This window comes from Microbulbifer hainanensis (genome assembly GCF_014904735.1).
Taxonomy (GTDB): Bacteria; Pseudomonadota; Gammaproteobacteria; order Pseudomonadales; family Cellvibrionaceae; genus Microbulbifer; species Microbulbifer hainanensis.
Window position 1 is genome coordinate 35664 of the sequence record NZ_JACZCR010000003.1, and the last position, 15200, is coordinate 50863.

General features: G+C 52.3%; 16 protein-coding genes. 11 read left to right on the top strand and 5 right to left on the bottom strand.

Going from position 1 to position 15200, the window contains the following annotated elements:
• Positions 1 to 25 precede the first annotated feature (25 nt).
• From IG168_RS00645 to IG168_RS00665, 5 genes are all read left to right on the top strand, one after another.
• Positions 26 to 1174 carry a DUF429 domain-containing protein gene (locus IG168_RS00645; RefSeq protein WP_193161212.1) on the top strand — a complete coding sequence of 383 codons (1149 nt, stop codon included), beginning with the start codon at positions 26 to 28 and terminating at the stop codon, positions 1172 to 1174.
• A gap of 175 nt (positions 1175 to 1349) precedes the next feature.
• Positions 1350 to 1853, top strand: coding sequence for a GNAT family N-acetyltransferase (locus IG168_RS00650; protein WP_193161213.1), 504 nt, complete (start codon positions 1350 to 1352; stop codon positions 1851 to 1853).
• A 106-nt stretch (positions 1854 to 1959) separates the two neighbouring features.
• Positions 1960 to 2760, top strand: coding sequence for an NYN domain-containing protein (locus tag IG168_RS00655; protein ID WP_193161214.1), 801 nt, complete (start codon positions 1960 to 1962; stop codon positions 2758 to 2760).
• A complete protein-coding gene (locus IG168_RS00660; protein WP_193161215.1) occupies positions 2753 to 3118 on the top strand; it encodes a molecular chaperone DnaJ in 366 nt (121 codons plus the stop codon). The genes IG168_RS00655 and IG168_RS00660 overlap by 8 nt, the downstream gene beginning before the upstream one ends.
• Positions 3119 to 3224: 106 nt before the next feature.
• Positions 3225 to 4298: a hypothetical protein gene (locus tag IG168_RS00665; protein WP_193161216.1), complete on the top strand. Its 1074-nt coding sequence runs from the start codon at positions 3225 to 3227 to the stop codon at positions 4296 to 4298.
• A gap of 133 nt (positions 4299 to 4431) precedes the next feature.
• Here IG168_RS00665 and IG168_RS00670 read toward each other — a convergent pair whose 3' ends face one another.
• A complete protein-coding gene (locus IG168_RS00670; protein WP_193161217.1) occupies positions 4432 to 5220 on the bottom strand; it encodes a tetratricopeptide repeat protein in 789 nt (262 codons plus the stop codon).
• Positions 5221 to 5409: 189 nt separating this feature from the next.
• Here IG168_RS00670 and IG168_RS00675 point away from each other — a divergent pair, with 189 nt between their 5' ends.
• Both IG168_RS00675 and IG168_RS00680 read left to right on the top strand, forming a co-directional pair.
• The gene (locus IG168_RS00675) at positions 5410 to 5898 is read left to right on the top strand and encodes a hypothetical protein (RefSeq protein WP_193161218.1); all 489 of its coding nucleotides are present in this window, start codon (positions 5410 to 5412) and stop codon (positions 5896 to 5898) included.
• Between the two features lie 105 nt (positions 5899 to 6003).
• Positions 6004 to 7254 carry an alpha/beta hydrolase-fold protein gene (locus IG168_RS00680; protein ID WP_226876388.1) on the top strand — a complete coding sequence of 417 codons (1251 nt, stop codon included), beginning with the start codon at positions 6004 to 6006 and terminating at the stop codon, positions 7252 to 7254.
• 69 nt (positions 7255 to 7323) lie between these two features.
• Here IG168_RS00680 and IG168_RS00685 read toward each other — a convergent pair whose 3' ends face one another.
• Positions 7324 to 7482 carry a hypothetical protein gene (locus IG168_RS00685; protein WP_193161219.1) on the bottom strand — a complete coding sequence of 53 codons (159 nt, stop codon included), beginning with the start codon at positions 7480 to 7482 and terminating at the stop codon, positions 7324 to 7326.
• Positions 7483 to 7648: 166 nt separating this feature from the next.
• Between IG168_RS00685 and IG168_RS00690 the strand changes: the two genes are divergently transcribed.
• Positions 7649 to 8233: a nucleoside deaminase gene (locus tag IG168_RS00690; protein WP_193161220.1), complete on the top strand. Its 585-nt coding sequence runs from the start codon at positions 7649 to 7651 to the stop codon at positions 8231 to 8233.
• Positions 8234 to 8293: 60 nt separating this feature from the next.
• On the opposite strand, the gene IG168_RS00695 is transcribed toward IG168_RS00690, so the two are convergent.
• Positions 8294 to 8977, bottom strand: a complete 684-nt coding sequence (locus tag IG168_RS00695; protein ID WP_193161221.1) for a spermine/spermidine synthase domain-containing protein — start codon at positions 8975 to 8977, stop codon at positions 8294 to 8296.
• Between the two features lie 250 nt (positions 8978 to 9227).
• Between IG168_RS00695 and IG168_RS00700 the strand changes: the two genes are divergently transcribed.
• Positions 9228 to 9461, top strand: a complete 234-nt coding sequence (locus IG168_RS00700) for a PLD nuclease N-terminal domain-containing protein (protein WP_226876389.1) — start codon at positions 9228 to 9230, stop codon at positions 9459 to 9461.
• A gap of 179 nt (positions 9462 to 9640) precedes the next feature.
• Here the strand turns inward: IG168_RS00700 and IG168_RS00705 are convergent, their stop codons facing one another.
• Positions 9641 to 10828, bottom strand: a complete 1188-nt coding sequence (locus IG168_RS00705) for a PilT/PilU family type 4a pilus ATPase (protein ID WP_193161222.1) — start codon at positions 10826 to 10828, stop codon at positions 9641 to 9643.
• A gap of 500 nt (positions 10829 to 11328) precedes the next feature.
• On the opposite strand from IG168_RS00705, the gene IG168_RS00710 reads away from it, so the two are divergent.
• On the top strand, positions 11329 to 12126 hold the full coding sequence (locus tag IG168_RS00710) for an alpha/beta fold hydrolase (RefSeq protein ID WP_226876390.1): 798 nt from the start codon (positions 11329 to 11331) through the stop codon (positions 12124 to 12126).
• A gap of 118 nt (positions 12127 to 12244) precedes the next feature.
• Here IG168_RS00710 and IG168_RS00715 read toward each other — a convergent pair whose 3' ends face one another.
• Positions 12245 to 13654, bottom strand: coding sequence for an aminotransferase-like domain-containing protein (locus tag IG168_RS00715; RefSeq protein WP_193161223.1), 1410 nt, complete (start codon positions 13652 to 13654; stop codon positions 12245 to 12247).
• Positions 13655 to 13767: 113 nt separating this feature from the next.
• Between IG168_RS00715 and ccoG the strand changes: the two genes are divergently transcribed.
• Positions 13768 to 15141 (top strand): cytochrome c oxidase accessory protein CcoG, encoded by a 1374-nt coding sequence (ccoG, locus tag IG168_RS00720; protein WP_193161224.1) that lies wholly within the window; start codon positions 13768 to 13770, stop codon positions 15139 to 15141.
• The last annotated feature ends 59 nt before the right edge of the window (positions 15142 to 15200 follow it).

Sequence of the window (15200 nt, forward strand, 5' to 3'; positions counted from 1 at the left end):
TTCTGCCCACGAGGAAATCCAGGTGATGGATGACAGAGTCAAAAGAATAAGAACCGTTAAAGAATGTGAAGTATTTGCCAACAACTGCAGCGAGCGCGGCCGTGAAGACCTCGCCGCCCAGGCCAGGGAGCGGGCACTGCAACTGAAGGCCGAGTCCCACGGCGCCAAGACCGAGGCAGAACGCGAGGCACTGGAAGCCGTCTACGCCTATGAGGAAGTGATCAGTGCGCGCAATGGTAAGAAAACACGGGCCGGCCGCACTTGGCAGATGATCGAACGCCACGGCATCATTGGCGCGGTGGAGCAGGCGGTCAATCGACCGACAGAGACTCAGGGTTACTTCGCCCTGCTGGAAATGGGCCTGGAGGAGTACGCCTTTGAGGCGGTTATCCTGCGGCACCCGGAGCTGTTCACCGAATCGGCAGCACGCATATCCCGGGAACGCTTGCACAGCTGGAACTCAGACTCAGTCCCTAAGGAATCCCCCCTTCCGGAACCAACAGGTGCAGTGGATAGCGACACCGGTGAGCACCCAGAGGCGCAGTTCAGCGGCACAATCCTGGGCTATGACCCGGGCGGCAACAGGGCCCACGGTGTGGCAGCGGCCACCTACGTTAAGGGCGAACTAGTCGACATTCAGATCAAGACACTGAAAACAGCCGAGGAAGTCCTGGGTTTTGCAGAGAACATTCGCGACCTGAAGGCTGTTGGCATTGACACCTTTACCTGCTGGTCCACGGGTGAAAGCGGCTGGCGCCCTGCGGACCGCTGGCTCAGGCAGAGCTACCCAACGGTGACCCACAGTATCGCCTCCCCCAACAGCCTGTACGGCTCAATGGGCATCAACGGCATGGCCGTCCTTGTCGCCCTGCGCACTCGCAACAAGGAGCTGGCAGTCACCGAAACGCACCCCAAAGTCCTGTTCCACGCCCTGACCGGCAGGAAGTACAACTACGAAGTACTGAAAGCAGATATGGAGCAAATGACTAGCGAATGCCTGGGAATGGATATCAAAACAGTCAATGACCACGAATGGGATGCCGCCCTATCCGCTTACGCCGCGTTTGCAGGCCTGTCCCAGCACTGGAATCAGGATCTCCATCAGCTCGAGACCACTGCAGATGAAAGACTGGTTACTCCCTGTGGCCCAACTCACTATTGGTGGCCAACATAATAAATGGGGGTCAGATCACCATTTTGGCACTGAAACACCCAAAACAAACATACGCCATAAGATTGACCCAACCCCATTTATCACACCCCGACCGAAAAATAGTGCGACCTCTGTGAGGCAGCTTACAGCACGTTTCGACAGCCCCTACGGTGGGCATTAGGCAGACTAGAAGAAAATGATACCAACAATAGAAACAGAGCGACTCAGATTAATCCCGCCCAGCCCAGATAGCTTTGACGTTTATGAGCGGTTTTACACGGATGCAGAAGCATCAAAGATGTATGGCGGCCCCATAGGTAGAGAACAGGTTTGGGGTAGATTGAAAGCCGACCTTGGCTCGTGGTATTTACTCGGTTTTGGCGTTTGGGTTATCCAGCTGAAATCCGATAACAGCCTTATTGGCACCTGTGGTTACTGGCAAGGCAGAGACTGGCCCAGAGAACTAACCTGGTGGGTAATGCCTGAGGGGCGTGGAAAGGGTATTGCCACAGAAGCATCTAAAGCGGCCTTATTGCATGCGTATAACGAATTCAAATGGGACAAAGTTGAAACCTATATGAATGATGAAAATATTGCTGCACGCGCTTTAGTTGAAAAACTGGGCGGCAAAAAATCCAGGCGGCAAGAGTTTAACGACGGCTTAAGCAGGGATATCTATGTATTGCCAAAACCAGACTAGCAAGCCAATTTAAATAAATGGGGCCAAAGTAAAATTTCAGCATGTAAAAAAACATCTCCTAAACGCTGTCGATTAAGCGGTGGGGACAACAAGAGCAAGGACGTCAATGAAAGATCTCGATGACCATAAGAAAATCGCTGTTTTGATCGATGCGGATAACGCCCAATACTCGAAGGTCAAGGCGATACTGGACGAAATTTCCGCACACGGGCATATCGTGATCAAACGCGCCTACGGCGACTGGTCCAGTGAAAACCTGAAGAATTGGAAGAAGTCCCTGAACGAACTGGCCATCCAGCCGGTGCAGCAGTTCGCCTACACGACCGGCAAAAACTCCACCGATGCATCGATGATCATCGACGCTATGGACCTTCTCTATTCCAACCGTTTTGATGCCTTTGCCCTGGTTTCCAGCGACAGCGACTTCACCAAACTGGCCTCCCGCCTGCGAGAGGATGAGAAATTCGTATTCGGCGTTGGCGAACGCAAAACACCCATTTCCTTCCGCAATTCCTGCGACGACTTTATCTTCACCGAGAACTTGGGTGGCGACGAGACGGCCGCAGCCAAGGCAGCGGGAAAACCGAAGGAACCAGAGACGATGAAGAGTCTGAATGACCCCGCAGAACTGATTCCGCTGCTTACCAAGGCATGGGAGCAGTTCCAGGATGACAGCGGCTGGGCCAATGCCTCTGCGGCCGGGAGTTTCCTGAAGCGATCGATGCCGGACTTCGACCCTCGATCTTACGGCGCCCCTAAGTTTTCACAGCTATTAGAGAGCTTGAACGACAAACTGGAGATCACGAAGAAGAAGGGGAACGGCAACCAGATAGCCTATCGAATGAAACGCGGCAAGACCCAGGCAAAGAGTAAACCCGCTAAATCCGGAATTGAAGAACATGCATGAGATTAAGGCAAATCTTTACCCCTGCAGGCACTGCAATGAATCGGGCACCTGCTCTACAGGCAAAGACAGCGCGAGCTGCAACGCCTGCGCAAAGGCTCACGAACTGAGCAAAAACCAGGCGTATTTCGGCCTATCCTGCGCAGCTTGCAACGGCATAGGTCAAGCCGAACCAAAAACCGAGAGAATTAACAAAAGAATAAAGCCCGCGCTGGCTGCATTAATTGTTTTACTCTTGTTAGCTTTTATCTTCGCGCTAGCGCTAACACGGAATCCTCACTTCCCTGAATTCCTGGCTTTCGCAGGAACTATGATTGGTAGTATAACTGCATATTACTTCACCAATAACAAAAATACTTAACGGCCAAAAGAACTTACTTTTACTAAATGAGGACAGATCAAAACTCTGGCATTAAAAATAATTTTTGGCAGATCACCATTTTTAGATTTAATCATCCAAGGTACACATGCATCAAAAGTCTGTTCTGATCCCGTTAATTGAGCAATTTTCTAATAAAAACCCCATGATTATCCGTAATTACATAGCAATAAAATACGCGGCACCGGCCATTGTCAGTATATTAGTCGGATTAATACTACCGGCTATATCATTTGCCAGTGACTGGGCCTGCTACAGCCCAACCACCTCCGATGGCAGCATAGTTGCATCCTCCAGAAATCCGGAAAGCAATAAGAAAATCACTGTAGGAGCGTATAAATTTATCTGCTTTAATGAGACGCTGGCCCCTCAAAAAATCAACATCGTAGACTATGCGGCGGGTGTTCCCTCTCGATTTACTCGAAACCCTGGGGAATATGTGTTTTCAATCGATCCAGAAAAATTTGTACAAGTTCAGGAGTCTACACCCGATCTATTACGGGGTTTCAAATCCATTGCGTTCGACCTGGAAGACGGCAGCGAGTGGCGTATTCTCCGACAAGGTAATGGCTATATATCCAATGAAAACCAGACTTTAAAAGCTGGCTCCAATGAGAAATTAGGCCTCGTCTACTTTTTCAATCTCTCAAAATCAGATTTCAATTACACTGTGCTTCAAAGAGATGATAAGCATCAATGTATCTGGTCCGAATGGCCCGGCATACGTTCGTTAAGCTGGGAGGGATGGCGCGTGTGCGACACACCCCCTCGGTTACAGGATAAGATCAACCGCAAGGATCAAGTAAATGGGCTTCCGGCAGCAGCACAAGCGTGGATGGCCACCCTGCCCTGCGCAGATGTTTCCGCCTACGTAATAATTAACATACCTCAGGCAGAACTCTGCGATTACACTGAATCGTGTGAGAGCTTCGAGAGCCCGCCCGACCTCCACCAGTCTGTGTTTTGCAAAGGACAGCATCGAGACGATTGCGACAAAGAATCAGGAAGACCCTGGCTACGCATGTCAGATATTTTTGCCTTTGATCCAGAAAAGGTCACGGCCCACAACATAACCTATCACTTTACCAAGCTGGACGAAGGGATATATTCAAAGCAGTGCGTGGATTTCCAATCGCTGTACTCAAGCAGCAACCAGGAATAATTTTATTGAGAATAACAAGTGGATCAGATCAAAATCCAGGCGTTGAAATAAATGGGATCAGAACAACGTTTTGGCATTAAATCGCCCCAAACAACCAGTCATTATTTTTAGCGGGCAATTATCAATAAACCGCTCAATTCTTCACTTTAAGCTGATCCGCATCGGTCGATCCGTCATTTTCTGTTTGGGCGTGCTTGACGTCCTCGCGCAGCTTTTGAATTGCCTCTAAAAACTCTTTGCGCTTTTCCACTTTTGGATTGGCCTGCAAAAGCAAACCCAAAATATTTCGACTAACCTTAAATTCGCCACTCTCGGAATAACAACGAGAAGCAGCGATCATCAAACCAAGATCCCCGTACATTTTTTCATCAAGCTGGAGAGCACTGTTAAAGGAATCTAACGCCTTATCGCAATCACCCTTTGCAAACCATGCCAGTCCCAGCCCACGTAGTGACTTCGGCTCCTCTCCAAGGCTTAATGCGCGCTCGAAATAATCAATTGCAAGATCATAATCTTCTTCAGAAGATGCAATTTGCCCGACTAACAATAGGGCTTTTCGACTTCTTCCATTAGAGGAGATATAGCGACTCAGGATATTCTTAGCATCATCGTTTTTAGACAACATGATATGTGCCTTAGCATTCAAAATAGCAAATTCTTCACGGTAAACCTTAGGTTCACCAAAGGAGTTCAGCAATTTGACAGATTCAGCATATTGTCGGTTCTTGGCAAGCAACTGACCCTTTACCAACGTATAGTATTCACCATTTGAGCAATGATTCTCCAACTGCTCAATTTCCGCCAATTGGGAGGCGAAAGGCTCACCTGAACGAATAATCTTATCAATCTCTGATTTACAGTCTAGGGCACTTGCCTGCTGTATTCCCAAAGCCCCGCACAAAACAAAAATTAAGCGATTCATGACCACCCCAGAATGACAGAATATTTAATCTGGCCTACGTTAATAAAAATCAAAAAAGTCTTCAACCTGATTTCTTACGCCTTCATAATCTTGAATAAATGGGGTCAGATCAACATTTTTGCATTAAATTTACTCAACCAAAGACGTGTTAAAGTTTGATCCAATCCTACTCACAAGGAAATCCAGGTAATGGATGAAAGAGTCAAAAGAATAAAAACCGTTAAAGAATGTGAAGTATTTGCCAACAACAGCAGCGAGCGCGGCCGTGAAGATCTCGCCGCCCAGGCCAGGGAGCGGGCACTGCAACTGAAGGCCGAGTCCCACGGTGCCACAACCGAGGCAGAACGCGAGGCACTGGAAGCCGTCTATGCCTACGAGGAAGTGATCAGTGCGCGCAACGGCAAGAAAACACGGGCTGGCCGCACCTGGCAGATGATCGAACGCCACGGCATCATTGGCGCGGTAGAACGGGCGGTCAATCGACCGACAGAGACTCAGGGCTACTTCGCCCTGCTGGAAATGGGCCTGGAAGAGTACGCCTTTGAGGCGGTTATCCAGCGGCACCCGGAACTATTCACCGAATCGGCAGTACGCATATCCCGCGAGCGCTTGCACAGCTGGAACTCCGACTCAGTCCCTGAGGAATCTCCCCCTTCTGGAGCCAATAGGTGCAGTTGATAGCGGCACCGGTGAGCGCCCAGAAGCGCTATTCAGCGGCTCAGAACTCGCGCCACAGCGCCAACCCCTTCGCTAAGCGTTAGCACTCAAAGGAGAGCATGTATATTGAAACTCATAACATTGATATTTTTAATATTTTTTGCCAGCGCGGGAAAAGCTTTTGCGAGGGAAGATGAAAACCAAACAGCAAATGTTATTGGCTATTCAAGTACTATTGAATCAAATATCCTTGGAGAAAGTAGAGAAATAAGTATTTATCTGCCCGATGGTTATAGTGAAAAAAAGAAACACTATCCAGTGCTTTATGTTTTAGACGGGCAAAGGTACTCATTGCAAGCAATAGCATATCAAAAGGCCCTTTTATTTCAGGACAAGTCACCAGAATTTATCGTTGTTGGAATTAATACCAACAGTCGAAAACGCAGGAATTTATTAGATAATCAATCTATTAAATTCATTAACTTCATCAAAAAAGAACTATTTCCATTTATAAACACCAGATACCGAACAAATAACATGCAAATGTATTTTGGGTGGGAGATGGCTGGAGGATTTGCTCTCGAATTTTTTGCATCAGAACCTGATCTTTTTAATGCCTATTTTCTGGCAAGCCCTACACATTTTACAAAACAAAGGCTTGATGCTGTTGAAAGTTTTCTACAAGAGCACACCTCCCCTCTTGACGTTTACTTTTATTACACACTAGGCAATGTTGAAACTTGGTCCCTTGACTCAAACCAAAAACTTTCTGAAATACTTAAGAAAAGCTCCATTCCTCAGCAAAATTGGAGGTTTGATTTATCAAATTCTGACGATCATTACACCACGCCATTTAATGCTTTCAATAAAGGGCTAAAGCTCTATTTTTCCGACTATGAACCTATTCGCTTTTATTCAATCAAGGAGTTTAAAGAATACGGAGGGATCAGTGCGTTACGAAGGCATTACAAGAATAGAGGGAAACGTTATCAAATTAGCCAAGACATTCATGAAGATACTAAGCATTACTTATTGAACCAAGCATTAAAAGAAAGTGATTATGCAATATTTAATGAGCTGAATTTAGAGTTCAAGGATTTTATTACAGACTATTACAAAAGAGCATTTTGGTATGTGAAATATAGTAATTTTCACTTGGAAAATGGAAATCCTGAAGCTGCTCTTTTACTATTAAATACCGGATTAATAAAATTTCCAGACTCTGCTGAAATCTATGCCGCCTTGGGTAATTTATATCTACAACAAAACAAAAAAGCCGAAGCGAAAAGCAGTTATCAAAAAGCTATTAAGTTTTCTGTAGGCGACTCAGAAGACAAAATAGAAGCGTATAAATTGAAGTTAAAAAATGTCCTGTAAAAAAGTGCTAAGAAGCGGCTGCTAGGAACTGAATTACGCTGCGTTCCATACAGCCCCGTAGCCGTGCTGTTATACGAGAGGAGTGTCGACATCCAGCAGCACGGCGTCATAATCGCCGTCGTGCTTCTCCAGTAACTTACGCACGTCGCCGATATGCACGGGGCAGTAGCTGTCGTGCAGTGGCCCAAGCAGAGCTGTGCGGAGGCTGGTCCGGTGGATAGCGGCCATACTGATGACCTGCGGCCGAGGCCTGATTGTCGCTTCGTTCTTGCTGCTCGTCGGGGGCAGCGGATTACTGTTCGCCCTAGTCTGGCTGCCCCTGCTGCGGGCGTCTAGCCTAATATATTCCCCCGGTTAATAGCCCCGGTACAGGTCGACGTCATGAGAATGAAATATGAAGACCCTTTTCAATAAGCAGACAGACAAAAGTGATGAAGTATTAAGAGCGATAGCTCATATGCCGACTAGGAGCCTGGATATCTTGATGGACGGGGAGTTTGCCCTGGGTCTGACAGATGCCGATCTAATGCGTATCGCCGTATTCCTTGCAGAAAAGAGCTATACCGAAGGCGGCTGCCCGATTGGTGCGGTTATCATTGACAATTCCACCAGAAGAATCCTGGGCAAAGGTCATAACACGCTGGTCCAGGAGAACCATCCCTACAACCACGGTGAAACTTCCGCTATCCGGGATGCCGGCCGAATTGACTTTAGCAGGGCGACTCTTCTTACCAGCCTGAGCCCCTGTGACATCTGCGCGACGTTAATTTACATGAGAGGGTTCAGTCGCGTGGTGGTAGGCGACGTCACCAATGCAGCCGGCAATGAAAAGCTTTTGGAGAAAAAGGGTATTCACGTGGATATCCTGGAGGACCGGGAGGGTATAGAGCTTTACGCCCGCTTCAGGTCTGAAAAGCCCGATCAGGAGCTGGAGGACTGGCAGGGCCTGAGCGCCGTGAAAAATCGGGACAACAATTAAATAACCGGGATTTCCAACCGCCGGCTGGTATCAAATCGCACCAGCCTGCATTCCTGTACGTCACACAGACGTTTTCTTTGCAAGAAAGATGGTATGTCGCGCGCCCTTGCCCGGGCGCTCACGCACGGTCTTCACCTCTACTTTAAAGCCGGTCTTCTTCAGCCTGTTCACGTACAGGTTATCTGGCCCCGCCGACCACACCGCCAACATGCCACCTGGTGTCAGGCTGTTGTAGATACAGCTGGTACCTTCCAGGGAATACAGCCAGTTGTTATCGCTCTGGGTCAGCCCCTCGGGGCCGTTATCCACATCCAGCAGCACGGCGTCGTAGGCATCGTCGTGCCTCTCCAGCAACTCACGCACATCGCCGATATGCACGGCGCAGCGGCTGTCATCCAGTGGCCGGCCGGCGCAGGCGCCCAGCGGCCCGCGGTTCCACTCCACCACCTCGGGGATCAGGTCGGCGACAATGACCTCTGCATCGGACGGCAGTACCTCGAGGGCGGCGGCGAGCGTGTACCCCATGCCCATGCCGCCCACGACCACACGGGCACTCTTGTGCTTCTTCAGATGGGCGCAGCCCAGCAGCGACAGCTCGCGCTCGCTGTTAAAGCGGCGGCTGTTCATCAATTCGCCGCGGGGGCCGGACAGGGAGATGGAGAACTCCTGATCGCGCTGACGCAGCTTGAGTATGCCGCCGTCATTGGGAATCTGGGCGGTACCGAGTTCGATCCAGGGTTTCATGCGTGTGCTCGCTGTGTGGTTGTCGGGCTGTGGGACCGTGGGTATACGGCGGGCAATGTAGCATAAAGCCTCGCCGCATTGGTTGGCGGCGCGAGTGAGGCAAGAAATAAAGTAGAAAAAGGGATATCTACAAAAACACAATGATAAAAGCAGGCTTTTGCTGCCCCATGAGGATTAACAAGAACACCCATGAGTTAAAGTAAATGGGGCCAGAACGACAACCGGGTGGCAGCGCGCCCAGCATCTATACTTGCGCACACTTAACCCGCATCAAACCACGCCACATTTTCTGGAGGGCGACGTCACCATGGAAGGCATTCTCGCGGCACTGGTCTTTATTGCCGATATTTACGCCATCATCAAAATCATCCAGAGCTCGGCCTCCGGGCTCCAGAAGTTGATCTGGGTACTGGTGGTGTTGGTGTTTCCGTTGATCGGCGTGATTATCTGGTTCTTCGCCGGGCCCGGCGGTAAGGGCGGCTGATCCGCGGGCGCGGGAGCCATCGACAGGACGCCGGCTGTTCGGCGCCCACGCCATCGAGCAATTGTTGGCAGGCTATCCCGCGCCAGGCACACTGCCCCTCGCGCCGGCAGGTGGGTAAGGCTCCCCCTATATCCAGCCAATGCAGAGGAGCTGATACCGGGAAAGCCAGCGGACGAGTGTCAGAACTGCTCCAGCTCTTCCTCTTCTTCCTCCAGCGCCTCCAGGGACAACTCAAAACCCATGCCGCTTTTCGCGCTGCCACTGCTTTCGCCGTCTTTTTCCGGTGCTGCGACCTTGGGCTTCTTGCCCTCTTCATACATCTTGATGCGCAGGCGCAGGTTGTTGGCGGAGTCCGCATTGCGGATGGCCTCGTCGTGGCTGATGCGGCCTTCCACGTAGAGCTTGAACAGCGCCCCGTCGAACGTCTGCATGCCGAGGTTTTCCGACTTCTCCATCATTTCCTTGATGGAGTGGAATTCCCCCTTGAGGATCAGCTCGTTAATGGTCTGGGTGCCCAGCAGGATCTCCACCGCGGCGCAGCGCTTGCCATCCACGGTGGGCACCAGGCGCTGGGAGACAAACGCGCGGATATTCTGCGACAGGGACATCAGCAGCTGTGGGCGGCGCTCTTCGGGGAAGAAGTTCACAATGCGGTCCAGCGCCTGGTTGGCGTTGTTGGCGTGGAGCGTGGAAATTGCAAGGTGACCGGTTTCGGCAAAGGCGATCGCGTGTTCCATGGTCTCGCGGTCGCGGATCTCGCCGATCAGGATCACATCCGGCGCCTGGCGCAGGGTGTTCTTCAGCGCGGCCTGGAAGCTGCGGGTATCGACACCCACTTCGCGCTGGTTGATCACGCTCTTCTTGTGCTTGTGCACGTACTCCACCGGATCCTCGATGGTGATAATGTGACCACCGCTGTTGGTGTTGCGGTGATCAATCAGCGCAGCCAGCGAGGTGGATTTACCGGAGCCGGTACCGCCGACAAACAGCACCAGGCCCCGCTTGGCCATCACCACATCCTTGAGGATTGGCGGAAGCTTCAGGTCATCAAACTTGGGGATCTCGGTGACGATATTACGCGCAACAATCGACACCTGGTTGCGCTGCCAGAAGATATTGATGCGGAAGCGGCCCACCGCGGGGATGGTCATCGCCAGGTTCATCTCCAGCTCGCGCTTGAACACCTCGCGCTGCTCCTCGTCCATGATCTCCATGGCGATCTGCTCGATCTGCCCGGGGGCAAGAGGTTCCTTGCTCAGGGGCTTCAGTACCCCCTGGAACTTGGCACAGGGCGGCGCGCCGGTACTGAGGTAGAGGTCAGAGCCATCATTTTTGGCGAGTACACGGAGGTAGCCGGTAAAGTCCATCGATACAGTTCCTGTTGGCGCGTAAATCTTCGGCCGCAAAGCTTATCTAAAACGAGGACGACCGGCAAAACAAACTGTCCGGCTCACAGGCAATGCGCTCAGGAAAGAGGTTTGGCTGCGCTCATGGTGCGCGATTTTTATCCAGACAATTCCTCCGGTTGTTGACGTTGATCCACAATAAATTGGATCCGCTCAATTTTTTGCCACCAGAGCCGATTGCAGTCTGAACCTGCAGGAAACTACGCTGCGGCAGGAATATGCACAGAGTAGCTACCGGCATATTTGTGGGCAGCAACGAAACTTACCGGTAAAAAACATGGAACTTCCTGATCGGAAGGGAAGGAAAAAGATCAGCCGAGAATACGCCGAGCCGTATTGGGGTCGGAAAAAATGTTCAAGATGAAGCAGTTCTGTCCTACCCTCCTCGCGCTCGACCAGAGGCTCGCTATGGGTCGCCACTGCTCTCAAATTAGGCTTTTGATCATAGAGCTTGAAACGACATGCCAAGCACCATAGTCAACGGCGTTGATCTCTACTACGAATGCCATGGCAAAGGCCCGCCGCTGATGTTGATTGCGGGCCTAGCCAGCGATTCGCAGAGTTGGCAGCCAATAGTGCAAGCGCTATCCCGGCATTGCCTGCTTATCCTGCCGGACAACCGGGGTTCGGGCAGAACAAAGCCACAGGAAATCGACACGAGCATCCGGCAGATTGCTGACGATTGCATGGCGCTGCTCGACCAGCTAGAGCTGCCATCCGCCACACTGCTTGGGCATTCGATGGGCGGCTTTGTGGCACTGGATTGTGCCCTCCGTTATCCCGATCGCGTTGCCAATTTGATCCTGGCGGGAACCTCGGCGGTGAATTCAGACAGAAACAACGCCTTGTTTCGCGACTGGGTTTCCTATCTGCAATCAGGGATGGACGCTGAACACTGGTTTCGCAACGTGTTCTACTGGATATTTTCCAAGCACTTTTTTGAAAACAGGGAAACATTCAATGATGCCCTGCGCTTCGCAGTGGAATATCCCTATCCGCAAAGCGACGTGGCGTTCGAAAAACAGGTCAATGCCATTGGGGAATTCAATTGCCGGGACAAGCTGCCCGACATCAACGCCAGGACATTGCTCATTAGCGGAAAGGAGGACCTGCTGTTTCCTCCCGAAGAGTGCATTAAGGTTTTGCAGGCGATCCCGAGTACCAGTGTCTGCCTGATCGAGAATGCGGCCCATTCCATCCATATGGAAAATCCCACCGCATTCACGGATTGCGTCCTGCACTTCCTGCGCAATGCCTGACAAATCCCTTCAACCGATACACCGAAGTCCATGGAAGACCACTCTGTTGCACGCATTCTGCAGCCTGAGTCGCGGCCTCTTCTCGAAGTGATAAGAACTTCGACCTAATCCAACAGGGCTATTGATTCGAAGCCAGTAGCGCCGGCAGCCGGTTGAGCGCCTCTTCCCGCGCTTTGCCCCAGGGATGGGCGAAGCTGATTCGCAGGCAATTCTTAAACTGCCCGGATGCGGAAAACAGCGGGCCGGGAGTGATCACCACGCCCTGCTGCAGTGCGTCAGCATAGATGGACAGGGTGTCTTCGCCCTCGGGCAGTTCTACCCACACCGCCAAACCTCCCTGTGGTTTGCTCACCCGGCAGTTTCCGGGCCACTCATGTAGCAATTGAATCAGGCGGTCTCGCCGGGTTTGCAGCTCGGTGCGCAGTCGGCGTAAATGCGCCGCGAAACTGCCATCCTCCATGAACTCGGCCACCCCGCGCTGCACGAATCGGCTGCTGGACAGCTGCGTGACCAGTTTCAAGTGAACAATACGGGCATGCCAGCGGGCGCCGGAAACCCATCCGAGCCGCAGATCCCGGGAGAGGCATTTCGAGAAGGAACTGCACAGGATCACGCGATCGTGTCCGTCCAGCGCTTTGAGGGGATCCGGTACGGGCCCTATCGCCATATCGGCATAGATGTCGTCCTCGATGACCGCCAGATCATAGGTCTCTGCCAGGGCCAGCAGCCGCTGCTTTGCCGCATCCGGCATCAATGCTCCGCCGGGGGTGGAGAACGCGGGAGAAACAACACACGCCCTGACCTTCCAGCGCTGCAATACGTCTTCCAGCGCATCGATATCCATCCCGGTTTCCAGTGAGGCCGGCACTTCAACCACCTGCAGCCCCAGCTGCTCAATGATCTGCATCACGCCGTAGAACCCCGGCGACTCTACCGCGACCACGTCACCGCGATCACAACACGCCATCAGGGCGAGGAATAATGCGTGCTGGCAACCCGAGGTAATACAGAACGCATCCGGCTCGCTCTGCCATCCACGCCGCGTCAAATGCAGCGCCAGCTGCTGGCGCAGCTCGTAATTACCGGCGGGTTCATCGTAATACTGGTAGTCCTGGCCACCTTGACGCCTGAGCGAGCGCCCTATCGAACGGTTCAGCGCAACAATGCCAGGGGGCAGATCGCCGGGGGGGTGCTGTGGCAGCAGATCGAACGCCGCACTTCTGCGCATGATATCCAGCAACAGGTCACTGACGGTCACCGGCCGCGGCGCCTCGATCCTGGCACGACTGACGGGCCGCTTGACCGGGGGCGATTGCAGGGAGACGAAATAGCCGGCCTTGGGCCGGGCCTCCACCAGGCCCTGCGCTTCCAGCCTTTGCAGTGCGTGCTGGACGGTCGCCTTGGAAACCGCGTGTTCCCGGCACAGGGTACGGATCGACGGCAATCTCTCTCCCTGGCGCCAGCGCTGCTCTTTGATGCCCTGGAGCAGCCACGCCTCCAGCTGCTTGTAGCGAAACTCTTCAGTCACCAACCCACCTCCAACCTCAATCTGTACCTATTGTATTTATTTTTTTTATGCCTGCACCTATTGAGAGTGTGCGCGTAGTCTTCCGCCGTCGATGATCGAGCGGATGAGATGTCATGGAAAAAATTCCAGTTGTTCAGGACTATGCCCCTCTGCCTGCCCGGGACGGCAAGTTTCACGTGCGCCTGACCGAAGGGCGCTTCCAGAATTTGCGGCGCTTCATCAGCTGGCCACTACTCGCCTCATTCTTTGGGCTGGTGTGGGTGCAGTTCGATGGCCAACCCTGGCTGCTGTTTTCATTCGAACAGCACCGGATCATTCTCTTCGGCGACGCACTCTCGTGGCGCGACCTGTCCCTGCTGGCCGGCCTGCTGATCGCCAGCGCCTGTATGTTGTTTTTCCTGGCGGTGGCCTGGGGACGCGTCTGGTGTGGTTTCGCCTGCCCGCAGAGCATTTGGACCTGGCTATTTATCCGCATCGAAGACCTGACGGAGGGCAAAGCCAGCAAAAGAGCCCGGCAAGACCGCGAAGCACTCACCGCACAGGTACTCCTCCGCCGATCTGCCAAGCACCTGCTCTGGATCCTTCTCGCAATCGCTACCGCAACCACCTTCACCGGGTATTTCGTGCCCATTCGCGAGATAGTTGCGGAAGCCGTGAACCTGGACTTGTCGCCCGCTATTTCCGGCTGGATCCTGATTATGGCGGGCCTGACTTACCTGAATGCCGGACTGGTCCGCGAAAAGATCTGTCTGCATGCCTGCCCTTACTCCCGCTTTCAGGGCGTAATGTTCGACGACCATACACAGACCGTCAGTTACGATGCCGGCCGGGGCGAGCCCCGTGCCAACCGGCGTAAAGGTGGTGAGAACAGCGGCGATTGCGTCGACTGCGGGCTGTGCGTACAGGTATGTCCCGTCGGCATCGATATTCGCGACGGTTTGCAGGCAGCGTGCATCGATTGTGCGGCCTGCATCGATGCCTGCGATAACGTTATGACGAAACTGGAGCGCCCCACCGGACTTATTCGCTTCGCCTCTGAAGCCCAACTCAACGGCAACAAAAGCCACTTCCTTCGTCCGCGATTGGCCGGATATGGAGCCGTAATGATTCTGGCTTTCACTGCAGTGCTTTATGGCTTCACCCAAACCACCGAGTTACTCGTTGAAATCAGACGCGACCGCGGTTCCCTGTTCAGGCAAGTGAACAAACATACGGTGTGCAACGTCTATCTGGTCAAAGTTGAGGGCTATAGTAAAGAGCAACGTTTTGTCGACGTTTCGATTTCTGGAGAGGGGAAACTCAGCTTTTTTGGACCCCAGCAAATTGACCTTGCGGAAGATAACGCGTATTGGCAGCCCTACCGTGTCTGCGCACGCGACCTGAAAGTGGCAAAATCAAAATTGACCTTCCACTTTAATGGGGACGTGTTATCCGTTTCGAAAAATACGACCTTCCTGACCGGTCACCATGAAGCCACCGGATCTTAATCCTCTGTGTTTCACATTTTGAGTTAGAGCCCCCCAGAAAGTTTAACCCGTTGCCCGGT

Excerpts from the sequence above, each read along its gene's own strand:
- IG168_RS00645 (WP_193161212.1), top strand. The coding sequence starts at position 26 with ATGGATGACAGAGTCAAAAGAATAAGAACCGTTAAAGAATGTGAAGTA.
- IG168_RS00650 (WP_193161213.1), top strand. The coding sequence starts at position 1,350 with ATGATACCAACAATAGAAACAGAGCGACTCAGATTAATCCCGCCCAGC.
- IG168_RS00655 (WP_193161214.1), top strand. The coding sequence starts at position 1,960 with ATGAAAGATCTCGATGACCATAAGAAAATCGCTGTTTTGATCGATGCG.
- IG168_RS00660 (WP_193161215.1), top strand. The coding sequence starts at position 2,753 with ATGCATGAGATTAAGGCAAATCTTTACCCCTGCAGGCACTGCAATGAA.
- IG168_RS00665 (WP_193161216.1), top strand. The coding sequence starts at position 3,225 with ATGCATCAAAAGTCTGTTCTGATCCCGTTAATTGAGCAATTTTCTAAT.
- IG168_RS00670 (WP_193161217.1), bottom strand. The coding sequence starts at position 5,220 with ATGAATCGCTTAATTTTTGTTTTGTGCGGGGCTTTGGGAATACAGCAG.
- IG168_RS00675 (WP_193161218.1), top strand. The coding sequence starts at position 5,410 with ATGGATGAAAGAGTCAAAAGAATAAAAACCGTTAAAGAATGTGAAGTA.
- IG168_RS00685 (WP_193161219.1), bottom strand. The coding sequence starts at position 7,482 with ATGGCCGCTATCCACCGGACCAGCCTCCGCACAGCTCTGCTTGGGCCA.
- IG168_RS00690 (WP_193161220.1), top strand. The coding sequence starts at position 7,649 with ATGAAGACCCTTTTCAATAAGCAGACAGACAAAAGTGATGAAGTATTA.
- IG168_RS00695 (WP_193161221.1), bottom strand. The coding sequence starts at position 8,977 with ATGAAACCCTGGATCGAACTCGGTACCGCCCAGATTCCCAATGACGGC.
- IG168_RS00705 (WP_193161222.1), bottom strand. The coding sequence starts at position 10,828 with ATGGACTTTACCGGCTACCTCCGTGTACTCGCCAAAAATGATGGCTCT.
- IG168_RS00710 (WP_226876390.1), top strand. The coding sequence starts at position 11,329 with ATGCCAAGCACCATAGTCAACGGCGTTGATCTCTACTACGAATGCCAT.
- ccoG (WP_193161224.1), top strand. The coding sequence starts at position 13,768 with ATGGAAAAAATTCCAGTTGTTCAGGACTATGCCCCTCTGCCTGCCCGG.